11 protein-coding genes are annotated in these 12,719 nt (G+C 73.0%); all 11 read left to right on the top strand.

The window, feature by feature from the left end; translation table 11 throughout:
- Window positions 1-45: 45 nt before the first annotated feature.
- The 11 genes from AB852_RS22450 (at window position 46) to AB852_RS22400 (ending at window position 12,496) form a co-directional block, all read left to right on the top strand.
- Complete coding sequence (locus AB852_RS22450) at window positions 46-879, top strand: IclR family transcriptional regulator (protein ID WP_073791498.1); 834 nt, start codon at window positions 46-48, stop codon at window positions 877-879.
- 639 nt (window positions 880-1,518) lie between these two features.
- Window positions 1,519-2,241 (top strand): maleate cis-trans isomerase family protein, encoded by a 723-nt coding sequence (locus AB852_RS22445; RefSeq protein WP_073791496.1) that lies wholly within the window; start codon window positions 1,519-1,521, stop codon window positions 2,239-2,241.
- A 51-nt stretch (window positions 2,242-2,292) separates the two neighbouring features.
- Entirely contained in the window at window positions 2,293-3,276 is a 984-nt protein-coding gene (locus tag AB852_RS22440) for a membrane dipeptidase (RefSeq protein WP_073791738.1), read from the top strand.
- 34 nt (window positions 3,277-3,310) lie between these two features.
- The gene (locus tag AB852_RS22435; protein ID WP_073791494.1) at window positions 3,311-4,915 is read left to right on the top strand and encodes a phytoene desaturase family protein; all 1,605 of its coding nucleotides are present in this window, start codon (window positions 3,311-3,313) and stop codon (window positions 4,913-4,915) included.
- Window positions 4,912-6,567, top strand: coding sequence for an ABC transporter substrate-binding protein (locus tag AB852_RS22430; RefSeq protein ID WP_073791491.1), 1,656 nt, complete (start codon window positions 4,912-4,914; stop codon window positions 6,565-6,567). The genes AB852_RS22435 and AB852_RS22430 overlap by 4 nt, the downstream gene beginning before the upstream one ends.
- 14 nt (window positions 6,568-6,581) lie before the next feature.
- Complete coding sequence (locus AB852_RS22425) at window positions 6,582-7,532, top strand: ABC transporter permease (RefSeq protein ID WP_073791488.1); 951 nt, start codon at window positions 6,582-6,584, stop codon at window positions 7,530-7,532.
- A gap of 19 nt (window positions 7,533-7,551) precedes the next feature.
- Complete coding sequence (locus tag AB852_RS22420; RefSeq protein WP_073791485.1) at window positions 7,552-8,499, top strand: ABC transporter permease; 948 nt, start codon at window positions 7,552-7,554, stop codon at window positions 8,497-8,499.
- A gap of 16 nt (window positions 8,500-8,515) precedes the next feature.
- Window positions 8,516-9,625 carry an ABC transporter ATP-binding protein gene (locus AB852_RS22415; RefSeq protein ID WP_079184839.1) on the top strand — a complete coding sequence of 370 codons (1,110 nt, stop codon included), beginning with the start codon at window positions 8,516-8,518 and terminating at the stop codon, window positions 9,623-9,625.
- Window positions 9,622-10,701: an oligopeptide/dipeptide ABC transporter ATP-binding protein gene (locus AB852_RS22410; RefSeq protein ID WP_073791483.1), complete on the top strand. Its 1,080-nt coding sequence runs from the start codon at window positions 9,622-9,624 to the stop codon at window positions 10,699-10,701. The genes AB852_RS22415 and AB852_RS22410 overlap by 4 nt, the downstream gene beginning before the upstream one ends.
- Entirely contained in the window at window positions 10,698-12,185 is a 1,488-nt protein-coding gene (locus tag AB852_RS22405) for an aldehyde dehydrogenase family protein (protein ID WP_073791481.1), read from the top strand. The genes AB852_RS22410 and AB852_RS22405 overlap by 4 nt, the downstream gene beginning before the upstream one ends.
- A gap of 26 nt (window positions 12,186-12,211) precedes the next feature.
- Window positions 12,212-12,496 carry a muconolactone Delta-isomerase gene (locus AB852_RS22400; RefSeq protein ID WP_073791478.1) on the top strand — a complete coding sequence of 95 codons (285 nt, stop codon included), beginning with the start codon at window positions 12,212-12,214 and terminating at the stop codon, window positions 12,494-12,496.
- Window positions 12,497-12,719: the final 223 nt, after the last annotated feature.

The raw sequence follows: 12,719 nt of genomic DNA, 5'->3' as shown, positions 1-12,719 counted from the left end.
GGCCCGCGTCCGGCTCGTGCTTCCCGAGGGAGAGGACCGGGTGTGATGGCCACCGCGAACGGACCGGAGCCTGAGCCGTCGGACGACGCGGACCGGGGGGCCCGGGGCGGCGGCACCGTACAGATCGTGGACCACGCGCTGCTGGTGCTCAAGGCCATCGCCGACGCCGACCGGCCGCGCGGGGTACGGGAGCTGAGCCGCGATCTGCTGATCAGCAAGAGCTCCACCCAGCGCATCCTCGCCTCGCTGGAACGGGTGGGCCTCGCGGTCGCCGACGAGAGCACCCGCAAGTACGTGATCGGCCCCGCCGCGCTCACCCTGGCGTGGAAGCACGCCGCCAACAGCGATCTCGTGGGCGCCGCCGCCGAGGTCACGGCCCGGATCGCGGCCGTGACGGGGGAGACGGCCTGTGTCTCCACCGTCGTGGACGACCGGCGGGTCACGGTGCACGAGGTGGAGAGCTCCCAGCCGCTGCGTCTGATCACCGGTGTGGGCCGGCCGTACTCGCTGTTCGCGGGCGCCACCGGCCGGATGCTGCTGGCGATGCTGCCCAAGGAGCGGCTGGAGCACCTCGTACGCGAGCACACGGCGGCCGGTTCCGGCTCCGGCTCCGGCCCCGGTGACGACGGCGATGACGCCGCGACGCTGACCCGTCGCGTCGAGGAGACCCGCGCGCGCGGGTACGCGTTCAGCCGGGGCGAGTGGATCAACGGCGGCTGCGGGGTCGCCGTACCGATCGGCACCCAGGGGACCGTCAGCGCCGCGCTGAGCATCTACGGGCCCGAGGCGCGGCTCACCGACGACCGGATGACCGAGCTGGTCCCCGTCCTGCGGTCGGCCGCCGCGCAGATCACGCTGCGCTGGCACCAGCCGGGCTGACCGTCCGGCCCGGCTGACCGTCCGGCCCCGCTACCGACCAGCCGGGCTGACCGTCCGGCCCGGGTAGCTGTCCGGGCCTCGTACCCGCGCCGTACCGCCGCGCCCCGCCCGGCTGACCTCCCCGGCCCGGGTACCCCCGGCCGGGCCGGCCGTCCCGCCCGAGCACACCCCTGGCCCGTCCCCGTGTCCGTCGTCCCAGCGCCCCGCCCGTGAGGTCCCCTCACCGGCGGGGTCCTTCGTCGTGCCCCGGACCGCCCGTCGCGGTGGTACCCCGGACCGTCCGGCACGCCTTCCACCAGCAGGGCGGTATCCGGCCATCGGTTTCGTCCGATGATCGTCCCCGGTTGACCTCACTACACCCATTGACCTCGCTCGAACGGCGTAGGTACGTTGTCCCAAGCGATCTGGTCCACTGTCCCAGATCGAGGAGGGTGTCAGTTTCCGGCCGATCCCGGAAGGCGCCGGAGGGCATCCGCCCCGCACGGGCTCCACAAGGTTCCGGCCAGGAGCCGCAGGTCCCGCCCGGTACGCGGGGGGTCAGGGCGACCGCGAGAACCGCCCGCGCCGCCGAACGTCGCGTCGCCACGCGAAAACACTCGACAGTTCCGTAGATAACCCGAAAATCAGGAGAAGTGCCATATGCTGCTCGGCTGGCGTGCACGAATCGGACAGATCCGCCCCGCGACCGCGATCGAGGGAGCCGAGGAATGGCGCTCGGTGGCGCCCACCGGCGTCGCCTTCGCGGACGCCCGCACCATCGTTCCCCGGGTCGACGCCGAGGGGCTGCGGGTCATGATGGGCCAGGTGCTCGAAGCGTCCCGGCAGCTCGCCACCGCCAAGGTCGACCTGATCGTCCAGTGCGGCGCCCCCGGCACCTTCATCCCGGGAGTGGGCACCGACCAGAAGGTCACCGACGAGATCACCGCCGAGACCGGTGTCCCCGCGATCACCATGATGCAGGCCACGGTCGACGCCCTGCGCGCCGTAGGCGCCACCTCGGTCGCCGTCGGCAGCATCTACACGGACGAGGTCAACGAGGCGCTGCGGGTCTACCTCACGGCGCTCGGCTTCGAGGTCGCCGCCGTCGAGGGACTCCAGATGACCGACCCGTACGAGGCCAGCGTCCATGACGCCGACAGCGCGTACCGGCTCGGCCGGCGGCTGCACAAGGCCGCCCCCGACGCCGACGCCCTGCTGATCTCCTGCGGCACGTTCCGCACGTTCGAGGTGCTGCCGTACCTGGAGATGGACACCGGCCGTCCCGTCGTCACCAGCAACCAGGCGTCGCTGTGGGCCGCGCTGCGCCATCTCGGACTGCGCGACGAGATCCCCCAGCTCGGCCGCCTCGGCCGGACCGTCTGACCCGGTCCCGCCCCCGAACACCCGCCGCCCGGCCGAACAAAGGAAATGAACGTGCTCGTCGACGCATTGCAGTTCGTGAAGCCCGCCCGGGAACGCTTCGAGGAGTGGCACGCCGCGGGGATCACCGCGGTCCACGCGACCGTCGCGATCTGGGAGGACTCCACCGAGACCATGCGCGAGGTCGGCCGCTGGCAGCGGCTGCTCGCGGAGAACGCCGACCTGCTGTGCGAGGGCCGCTCCGCCGACGACATCCGCGCGGCCGGTGAGCAGGGCCGCACCGCCGTCGTCCTCGGCTTCCAGAACAGCAGCCCCTTCGAGGACGACCTCGACCTCGTCGGCGCCTTCCACCAGGCGGGCGTCCGGATCGCCCAGCTCACCTACAACACCCAGAACTCCGCGGGCGCGGGCTGCTGGGAGGGCGACGACGCGGGACTCTCCCGCACCTACGGCGTCAACCTGGTCCGGGAGATGAACCGGGTCGGCATGCTCATCGACATCTCCCACTGCAACGAGCGCACCTCCCTGGAAGCCCTGGAGACCTCCGAGCGGCCCGTCGCCGTCACCCACTCCAACCCGCGCGGATTCGTCGGCGAGGACGTGGAACTCGCGTTCCGCAACAAGTCCGACACCGTCCTCAAGAAGGCCGCGGAGTCCGGCGGTGTGGTCGGCCTCAGCATGTACCCCCGGATCGCCCCGAGCGGCGTCGACTGCACCGTCGCCCAGTTCTGCGACATGGTCGCCTACACCGTCGAACTCATCGGCGTCGACCATGTCGGCCTCGGCTCCGACTACTACGCCGGACAGGGCGACGAGGAACTCCACTGGTGGCGCCAGGGCCGCTGGAGCCGCAAGCCCATGGTGCCGATCTCCGGGCCCGTCGAGTTCCCCGACTGGTTCGCCGCCGGCCGCGGCTACGCCGACGTCCAGGCGGAACTCCTGCGCCGCGGCTTCACCGACAGCGAGGTGGCGCGGATATCCGGCGGCAACTGGCTGCGCATGTTCGAGTCCGGCTTCGTGGCCGGTCCGGCGAACTGACCCCCGGCCTAGGCCAGGGAAGGAGCCGACCGTCATGAACCGGTACGACGCCGTGATCGTCGGAGGCGGCCACAACGGGCTGGTGGCCGCCGCCTATCTGGGCCGCGCGGGACTGCGGGTCGCCGTCCTCGAAGCCAGGCCGCAGCTCGGCGGGCCCTGCGGCGGCTACGAGTTCCTGCCCGGCCGCAGGCTGTCCTTCACCAACTCGCCCGGCTCGCTCAACCCGGCCGTGGTCACCGAACTCGGGCTCGCCGGGCACGGTCTGCGCTTCGTCCGCGCCGACCCCACCGTCGTCCAGCAGTTCGGCGGACGCAGCTTCCTCGGCTGGCGCGACCCCGCCCGGGTCGACGCCCAGCTCGACGCGTTCGCCCCCGGCGAGGCCGACCGCTACCGGGCACTGATCAGCGGCCTCGAACGGCTCGGCGCGAGCCTGCGGGTGTCCCTCGACGCGGCGCCGCCCACCCTGGACGTCCTGCGCGAGCGGCTCACCGACCCGGCCGACAAGGCCCTGTTCGCCGAGGTCTTCGACGGCAGCCTCACCGATCTGCTCGACGGACATCTGCGCTCCGACCAGGCCAAGACCCTGCTCGCGATGCTCGCCCTCAACGCGCACCTCGTCCCGCCCTCCGCCCCCGGCACCGCCGTCGGCCTGATGATGCGGCCCTTCGCACTGGCCGCCGCCGGCGCCGGACGGCCCGCCGACGCCGAACGCGTCGCGCTGCGCGGCTCGACCGGACTGCCCGTCGGCTCCATGAGCGCGATCATCGACGCGCTGGCGAGCAGCTGCCGCGCCCACGGCGTGGAGCTGCGGACCAGCGCGCCCGTGGACCGTGTCCTGCACGGACCGGACGGGGTGCGGGGCGTGGTCACCGTGTCCGGCGAGGAGTTCACCGCGCCCCGGGTGATCTCGGCGGTCAACCCCGTCCATCTCTTCCGGGACCTGCTGGACGACACGGCGATGGGCGCCACCGTCCGCGACGAGATCACCGCCACCCCGATGCGCGGCTCCGCGTTCAAGGTGGTCCTGGAGGTCGACTCGCTGCCCGGGTACGCCGGACTGCCCGACGGCACCGACCCCGACCGGGTACGGGCCTGCCAGTTCCGGGTGGGTGCCCCGCTCGACGGGATCGAGGAGTCGGTCACCGCCGCCCTCGCCGGACGGGTCGCGGGCCGCCCCCTGATGTGGGGACTGGTCCCGACCCTCACCTCACCCGGACTCACCCCCCGGGGCACCCACCTCATCAGCGTCAACGCCTGGCACGCCCCGCACACCCCGCACGACGGCCCCTGGGACACCACCCGCACCGAGGAGTTCGGCCGCGCCTGCGTCGACACGCTCGCCGCGCTCATGCCGGGCATCGCCGACCGGATCGTGGCCCACCGCTTCATGAACCCCGTCGAGATCGAGAACGAACTCGGCCTCCCCGGAAGCAACATCACCCACGGCGACATGCTGCCCGTGAATCTCTTCGGCGCTCGGCCGCACCCCGCCGTCGCGGGCTACCGCACCCCGCTCACCGGCTTCTACCTCAGCGGGTCGGGGACCTGGCCCGGCGGCTACGTCACCGGGACCCCGGGCCGCAACGCGGCCACCGCGGTCCTGACCGACCTCCACGACGAACAAAGGCGAACACCATGAGGCTTTCGCTCCGCCACGGGCCGCCCCGCCCGCGAAGACCACGCCCGCGAGGAGCACGCCTGCGTGCGGCCGTCGCCACCGCGGCCGTCACCGGGGTCCTCCTCACCGGATGCGGCGCCAACCCGTCCTTCGGACGCGACCCGCACACCCTCGTCATCGGCGCCGAGGGCGAGATACCCGCCCTCGACCCGCACCGCCTCTCGGGAACCGTCGGACTGCGGGTCACCGACGCCCTCTTCGACCCGCTCATCCGCGAGGAACTCGGCACCAGGACCGACCGCGCGCCCGCCCTGCGGCCCTCGCTCGCGAAGTCCTGGACGGTCGCCCCCGACGCCCTCACCGTCACCCTGGCACTGCGCGAAGGCGTCACCTTCACCGACGGGACGCCGTTCGACGCCGCCGCCGTCCGCACCAACTTCGACCGGATCATGGACGAGAAGTCCCCGGTCCACGACCCCACCGCCGCCGGGAACATGAAGTTCCTGACCCGCTGGATCGAACGCGTCGACGTCACCGGCACCCACACCGTCGCCCTCCGGCTCACCCGCCCCTACGCGGGACTGCCCCGGATGCTCACCGACCGCCGGATGTCGATCATCAGCCCCCGGGCGCTGCGCGCCCACCGGCCCGACGACATCGGCCTGCACCCCGTCGGCACCGGCGCCTTCACCCAGGACAAGGCCGACCACGGCAAACGCGTCACCCTCAAGCGCAACGACGACTACTGGGGCGGCGCACCCCGGACCCCCACCATCATCGTGGAGTCCGTCACCGACCCCACCACCCTCGCCATCGCCGCCCAGACCGGCGAGATCGACGCGATCCTCAGCGCCGGGGCCCAGCAGGTCCAGCAGCTCGCCGGACGCGGCACCATGACCGTCCAGTACCCCGAACCCGCCAACCAGTACTTCCTGCGCCTCAACACCCGCACCGCGCCCACCGACAACACCACCTTCCGCCGCGCCCTCAACCACGCCGTCGACCGCGAGGCCGTCGCCACCCTCACCGGCGGCCAGGTCGCCCCCTCCACCGGACCCCTGCCCCGCGGCAACGAGGCCTACCAGGAACCCTCCGCCGGCGCCGCCACCGCCTACGACCACGACCCCGAACTGGCCCGCCGCCTCATCCGGGAGAGCGGGGTGCCCACCCCCGTCCGCCTCAAGCTGCTCGCCCCCGACAGCGGCCCCGGCTTCTCCCAGGCCACCGAGATCATGTCGCTGATCCAGCAGGACCTCAAAGCCGTCGGCGTCCGCCTCGACGTCCAGTACATGGAGTTCGCGTCCCTGGTCGCCGTGGAGGGCAAGGGCTACGAGAACGGCACCCACGGCTCGTTCAACGGCTGGACCACCGGCGCCGACGCCGCCGACTTCCTGGAACGGATGTTCAGCGGCGCGCTCCACCCGCCCGACGGCGTCAACCGCGGCTGGTACCGCGACGCACGCGTCGACACCCTCCTCGACCGGGCCCGCGGCGAACCCGACGAGAACCGCCGGATGTCGCTCTACCGCCAGGCCGCCGACGGGATCGGCGCCGACGCCCCCTGGGTCTTCCTCTACCAGGACCGGCTGCCCCGGCTGCTGAGCCGCAAGATCGACGGAGTCGTCCCCGCCGCCTCCGTCTACGTCGACTACACCACCATCCGCCGCCGGTGAGGGAGAGCACAGCCATGAAGGCCACCGCGGCACCGGCCCCCGCCACCACCCGGGCCCCCGCCACCCGCCGGGCGCGCCTCCCGCGCGCGCTGACCGGCTCCCACGTCACCGCCCTCATCGGCGGCGCCATCCTCGCCGTCACCGTCCTGGTCGCGATCCTCGCCCCGTGGATCGCCCCCCATGACCCGCTCGGCACCAACCCGTCGTCCGTCGGCCTCGGCCCCTTCAGCGGCGGCCATCTCCTCGGCACCGACGAGGTCGGCCGCGACATCCTCAGCCGGCTGATGCACGGCACCCGGCTCGCCCTGCTCGTCGCCGTGCTGCCGACCCTGCTCGCCCTCGCCATCGGCGGCTGCCTCGGACTGCTGTCCGGCTACGTCGGCGGCTGGCTCGACAGCTTCCTGATGCGCGTCTTCGACGTGATGTTCTCCTTCCCGGGCATCCTGCTCGCCCTCGGCATCGGCGTCGCCCTCGGCCCCGGCGTCACCTCCATGGTCATCGCCATGGTCGTCGTCACCGTCCCCGAGTTCGGCCGGATCGTCCGCGGCAACGTCGTCTCGCTGCGCCAGGAGCAGTACGTCGAGGCCGCCGGAGCCCTCGGCTACAGCCATCTGCGGATCGCGTTCCGGCACATCGCGCCCAACCTGCTCGGCGGCCTCGTCGTCTTCGCCACCCTCCAGACCGGCCGCAACGTCATCCTCGGCTCCAGCCTCGCCTTCCTCGGGCTCGGCGCCCAGCCGCCCACCCCCGACTGGGGCCAGATGCTCAGCGGCGGCCGCGCCCTGCTGGTCACCGCCCCCCACGTCGCCACCATCCCCGGACTCGCGATCGTCGTGCTCGCCGTCGGCTTCAACCTGCTCGGCGACGGCGTACGGGACCGGCTCGACCCGCGCAGCCGCCGGTCCGGCAAGACCCGCGGAGCCCGCGCGCTCCTCACCCCCTGGACCCGCCGGAGCCGGACATGAACAGCCCAGGAGCCCCGTCATGCTGACCTTCACCCTGCGCCGCGCGCTCCAGATGATCCCCGTCGTCCTCGGGGTCACCATCGCCACCTTCGGCCTCGGCCAGATCATCCCCGGCGACCAGGCCAGCGCCCTGCTCGGCCCCAGTTCCTCCGAGGAGGACCGCCAGGCGCTGCGCGCCGACCTCGGCCTCGACGAGCCCGCCGTCTCCCGCTACTTCACCTACCTCGGCAGCCTCTTCGACGGCGACCTCGGCCGCTCCCTGTCCTTCGGCCGGCCCGTCTCCGAAGTGCTCTCCGAACGGCTGCTGAACACCCTGCTGCTGTCCGGCACCGCGATCGTCGTCGCCGCCGTCGTCGGCGTCGCCATCGGCACCTGGGCCGCGCAGAAGCCCGGCTCCGCCCGCGACCGCGGACTCACCGTCGGGGTGCTGTTCTTCAACTCCGTCCCCTCGTTCTGGTTCGGCCTCGTCCTCATCGTCGTCTTCTCCCTGCAACTGCGGGTGCTCCCCGCGACCGGCATGACCTCCATCGGAGGCGGCGGATCCCTCGACGTCGCCGCGCACATGGTGCTGCCGGTGATCACCCTCGCCGCCTGGTCGCTGGCCGTGATCGCCAGGATGACCCGCTCCGCGGTACTGGAGGTCATCGGCAACGACTACGTCCGCACCGCCCGCTCCCGCGGCGTCGGCGAGTTCCGGGTCGTCGTCCGGCACGTGCTGCCCAACGCGATGCCGTCCGTGATCACCGTCGTCGGACTCCAGGCCGGCTTCCTGCTCAGCGGCGCCGTGCTCACCGAGACCGTCTTCTCCTGGCCCGGCATCGGACTCGCCCTCCACCAGGCCATCTCCACCCGCGACATCCCCCTCGTCCAGGGCGGCATCCTCGTCATCGCCGTCGCGTTCGTCCTGATCAACTTCCTGGTCGACATCCTCCAGGCGTACTTCAACCCCAAGATCAAGCTCGCGTAGGCGGAAGGGAACCACCGTGACCATTCTGGACGTGGAGCACCTCAAGGTCGCCTACCGGCGCCCGGACCAGGGCCACGGACCCGCCCTGGAGACCGTCCGCGACGTGTCGTTCAGCGTCGCCGCCGGTGAATCCCTCGGCGTCGTCGGCGAATCCGGGTGCGGCAAGAGCCAGACCATGCTCGCCGTACTGCGGATGCTCGGCCACGGCGGCGCGGAGATCAGCGGCCGGATCGGCTTCGACGGCCGCGACCTCACCACCCTCGGCCCCAAGGAGATGCGGCGGATACGCGGCTCCGGCATCGGACTCGTCTCCCAGGACGCCCTCTCCGCGCTCAACCCCGCCATGACCATCGGCGCCCAGATGGCCGAACCCCTCATCCACTACGACCGGATGAGCCGCCGCGCCGCCACCGCCCGCTGCGCCGAACTCCTCGACCTGGTCGGCATCCCCGGCGCCCGGGAACGCCTGCGCAGCTATCCGCACGAACTGTCCGGCGGAATGCGCCAGCGCGTCCTCATCGCCATGGCGATCAGCCGCGACCCCAAGGTCCTCATCGCCGACGAACCCACCACCGCCCTCGACGTCACCATCCAGTCCCAGGTGCTCCAGCTCATCGACCGGCTGCGCCGCGAACTGCGGATGGCCCTCGTCCTGATCACCCATGACCTCGGCGTCGTCGCCGGGATCACCGACCGGATCGCCGTGATGTACGCGGGCCGCATCGTCGAACTCGCGCCCACCACCGCCCTGTTCGACGCCCCCGGCCACCCGTACACCCGCGCCCTGATGAACTCCATCCCCCGGATGGACCGCGCCCGCGTCGACCGGCTGCCCGCCATCCCCGGCTTCCCGCCCGACCCCGCCGACCCGCCGCCGGGCTGCGCCTACCAGCCCCGCTGCGCCACGGCCCGCCCCGAGTGCGGCGACTCCGTGCCCCAGCTGCTCACCCTCACCACCGGCGCCCCCGGACACACCGTCCGCTGCCCCTTCACCGCCCCACCCGAGGCCACCGCCGCGGCCGACGCGCCCGACCCCGCCGCACCCGAGGTCACCGCATCCGCCGCACCCGAGGCCCCGGACCCCGCGGACACCACCGCCCCGGCACCCCGAGGAGACCGCGCATGACCGCCGCCGCCGAACCCCGGACCCCGGGCGCCACCCGGACCGACGACAACGCCGTCACCGTCGAGGAACTCCGGGTCCACTTCCCCGTCCGCACCGGGGTACTGCGCCGGGTCACCGGCTCCGCGCACGCCGTCGACGGCGTCTCGTTCACCGTGCCCGCCCGCAGCATCGTCACCATCGTCGGGGAGAGCGGCAGCGGCAAGACCACCACCGGACGCGCCCTCGTCGGCCTCTCACCCGTCCACTCCGGAACGGTCACCGTCCACGGCCGCCCGCTGGACGAGATCCGCCGCGACCGCACCCTGCACCGGCTCGCCCAGATCGTCTACCAGGACCCGTACGCCAGCCTCAACCCCCGGATGACCATCAGGGCGATGATCCGCGAGGTCGTCACCGTGCACCGGACCGTCCCCCGCGAAGAGGCCGCCGACCGCGTCGCGGAACTCCTCGCCCAGGTCGGGCTGCGCCCCGAACTCGCCGACCGCTACCCGCACGAACTGTCCGGCGGCCAGCGCCAGCGCGCCGCCATCGCCCGCGCGCTCGCCGCCGAACCCCGCTTCATCGTCTGCGACGAGATCGTCTCCGCCCTGGACGTCAGCATCCAGGGCCAGATCGTCAACCTCCTCAAGGACCTGTGCCGGGACCGCGAGGTGAGCTTCCTGTTCATCTCCCACGACATGAGCGTCGTCCGGCACATCTCCGACCACGTCATCGTCATGTACGGCGGCCGGATCATGGAGAGCGGACCGTGCGACGAGATCTTCTCCGCGCCCCGCCATCCGTACACCCACGCCCTGCTCGGCGCCGTCCCCGTGCCCGACCCCCGCTCCCCGGGACTGCGCGGCGCCGTCCGCACGCGCGCCGAACCGCCCGACCCCACCGATCCGCTGCCGGGCTGCCGCTTCCAGCGCTCCTGCCCGTTCGCCACCGAGGAGTGCCGCGCGGGGGACCCGCCCCCGACCCTGTCCGTCGGCGCCGGCGGCCACACCGTCGCCTGCCATCACGCCGAGACCCCCGCCGTACGGGCCGCCCTCACCTCCGAGGCCCCCGTCCCCGAAAGGACCCCCGCACCATGACCCCCGACACGACCGGTACGACCGGGGAGTACACCTCCCACACCGCGGGCCGGCGGCGCGCCCCCGCGGGCACGGCGGTGCCGCTGACCGACCCCGCGACCGGCGCGGTCTGGGCCCACGCGTACCAGGACCCGGACGCCGTGGACGAGGCGGTGGCCGCCGCCCGCGCCGCGTTCACCGGCCCCGACTGGGCCGGACTCCCGGCGCACGCCCGCGCCGATCTGCTGTACCGGCTCGGTGACGTGCTCGTCGCGCACACCGACGAACTCGCCGCCCTGGAGACCCTCGCCAACGGCAAGCCGCTCGCCGCGACCCGGGGCGAGGTCGGGGCGCTCGCCCGCTGGTACCGCTACTTCGCGGCCGTCGCCGAGACCCTGGAGGACCGCTCCCGGCCGCTCGGCGCCACCGCGCACGCGCGGATCACCCAGGAACCGCTCGGGGTCGTCGCCGCGCTGACCCCCTTCAACGGCGCCCTGTCCCTGGGCTCCTGGAAGCTCGCCCCGGCCCTCGCCGCGGGCAACACCGTGATCCTCAAGCCGCCGCCGCAGGCCCCCGCCTCCTCCGTCCGGCTCGCCGAACTCGCCCTGGAGGCCGGTTTCCCGCCCGGGGTCGTCAGTGTCGTCATCGGCGGCGCCGACGAGGGCAGGCGCCTCACCGACCACCCCGATGTCGCGATGATCACCTTCACCGGCAGCACCGCCGTCGCCCGCACCCTCGGCGCCCGCGCTGCGGAGCGGATGAAGCGCTACGTCTGCGAGGCGGGCGGCAAGTCCGCGCACATCGTCTTCGCCGACGGCGACCTGGACGCCGCCGTGACCGCGGCCCGGCAGGGCGCGTTCTCCGCCGCGGGCCAGACCTGTGTCGCGGGCTCCCGTGTCCTGGTCCAGCGCGAGGTCCACGAGGAGTTCCTGCGCCGCTACGGCGACGCCGTCGGACGGCTGCGGGTGGGCGACCCCCGCGACCCGCGCACCCATGTCGGCCCGCTGGCCTCGGCCGCGGCACTCACCCGCGTCGAGCGATACGTGGACGAGGCCCTCGCGGGCGGCGCCCGCGCGGTCACCGGCGGCAAGCGGGCGACGGTACCGGAGTCCCTCGACGGCGGCTACTGGTACGAGCCGACCGTCCTCACCGACGCGGGCCCCGACCTCGCGGTCTGCCGCGAGGAGGTGTTCGGCCCGGTCGTCACCGTCCACCCCTTCGACACCGAGGACGACGCGGTCGCCCTCGCCAACTCCGTCGAGTACGGGCTCGCCGCCGGGTTCTGGACCCGGGACGCGGCCCGCGCGCACCGGGTGGCCCGGCGCCTGGAAGCGGGCGTCGTCTGGGTCAACACCTACCGGCTGCTGCACTGGAGCGTGCCGTTCGGCGGCTACAAGCAGTCCGGACTCGGCCGTGAGAACGGCGCGGAGGCCGTCGCCGAGTTCCTCCAGACCAAGTCCGTCATCACCGAACACGGCACCCCCGCCGACCCCTTCGCCCACTGACCGCCCCGCACACCGCAAGGAACCCCATGGAATTCCTCGTCAACATCCAGATCAGCTGGCCGCACGGCATGGACCCCGAACACAAGGAGTCCGTCTCGCAGGAGGAGCGCCGCAGGGCCGCGGAGCTGGCCGCCTCGGGTCATCTCGTCCGTATGTGGCGCGTGCCCGGCCGCACCGAGAACTGGGGCCTGTGGCAGGCCGCCGACCCCACCGAACTCCACACCATCATCTCGTCCCTCCCGGTCTGGCCCTGGATGACCGTAACGGTCCACTCCCTGGCCACCCACCCGGTCGACCCCACCCCCCGGTAGCCCCCGTACGGGTCGCCTTCGCTCGCGCTCCCGAGGTCTGTCCGGCTGGGCCCACTTGTCCCTGTGCGGGTCGTCCGTGGGTGCGCAGTTCCCCGCGCCCCTTCGGGGGCGCCTCAGCTCCGTGATGTTGCATTTCGCCATCCTCCTCGTGCAGTCGCGCTGCTGCGGGAGGGGGTGGGCGGGAATCTCTGCCCGCAGACTCCGATGCTCTTCAGTCGGGCAA

This window comes from Streptomyces uncialis (assembly GCF_001905345.1).
Classification (GTDB): domain Bacteria; phylum Actinomycetota; class Actinomycetes; order Streptomycetales; family Streptomycetaceae; genus Streptomyces; species Streptomyces uncialis.
The sequence above is the reverse complement of the archived record's forward strand: the minus strand, read 5'-3'. Positions and strand labels throughout refer to the sequence as shown.

Excerpts from the sequence above, each read along its gene's own strand:
- AB852_RS22430 (WP_073791491.1), top strand. The coding sequence starts at position 4,912 with ATGAGGCTTTCGCTCCGCCACGGGCCGCCCCGCCCGCGAAGACCACGC.
- AB852_RS22420 (WP_073791485.1), top strand. The coding sequence starts at position 7,552 with ATGCTGACCTTCACCCTGCGCCGCGCGCTCCAGATGATCCCCGTCGTC.
- AB852_RS22445 (WP_073791496.1), top strand. The coding sequence starts at position 1,519 with ATGCTGCTCGGCTGGCGTGCACGAATCGGACAGATCCGCCCCGCGACC.
- AB852_RS22400 (WP_073791478.1), top strand. The coding sequence starts at position 12,212 with ATGGAATTCCTCGTCAACATCCAGATCAGCTGGCCGCACGGCATGGAC.
- AB852_RS22450 (WP_073791498.1), top strand. The coding sequence starts at position 46 with ATGGCCACCGCGAACGGACCGGAGCCTGAGCCGTCGGACGACGCGGAC.
- AB852_RS22405 (WP_073791481.1), top strand. The coding sequence starts at position 10,698 with ATGACCCCCGACACGACCGGTACGACCGGGGAGTACACCTCCCACACC.
- AB852_RS22425 (WP_073791488.1), top strand. The coding sequence starts at position 6,582 with ATGAAGGCCACCGCGGCACCGGCCCCCGCCACCACCCGGGCCCCCGCC.
- AB852_RS22435 (WP_073791494.1), top strand. The coding sequence starts at position 3,311 with ATGAACCGGTACGACGCCGTGATCGTCGGAGGCGGCCACAACGGGCTG.
- AB852_RS22410 (WP_073791483.1), top strand. The coding sequence starts at position 9,622 with ATGACCGCCGCCGCCGAACCCCGGACCCCGGGCGCCACCCGGACCGAC.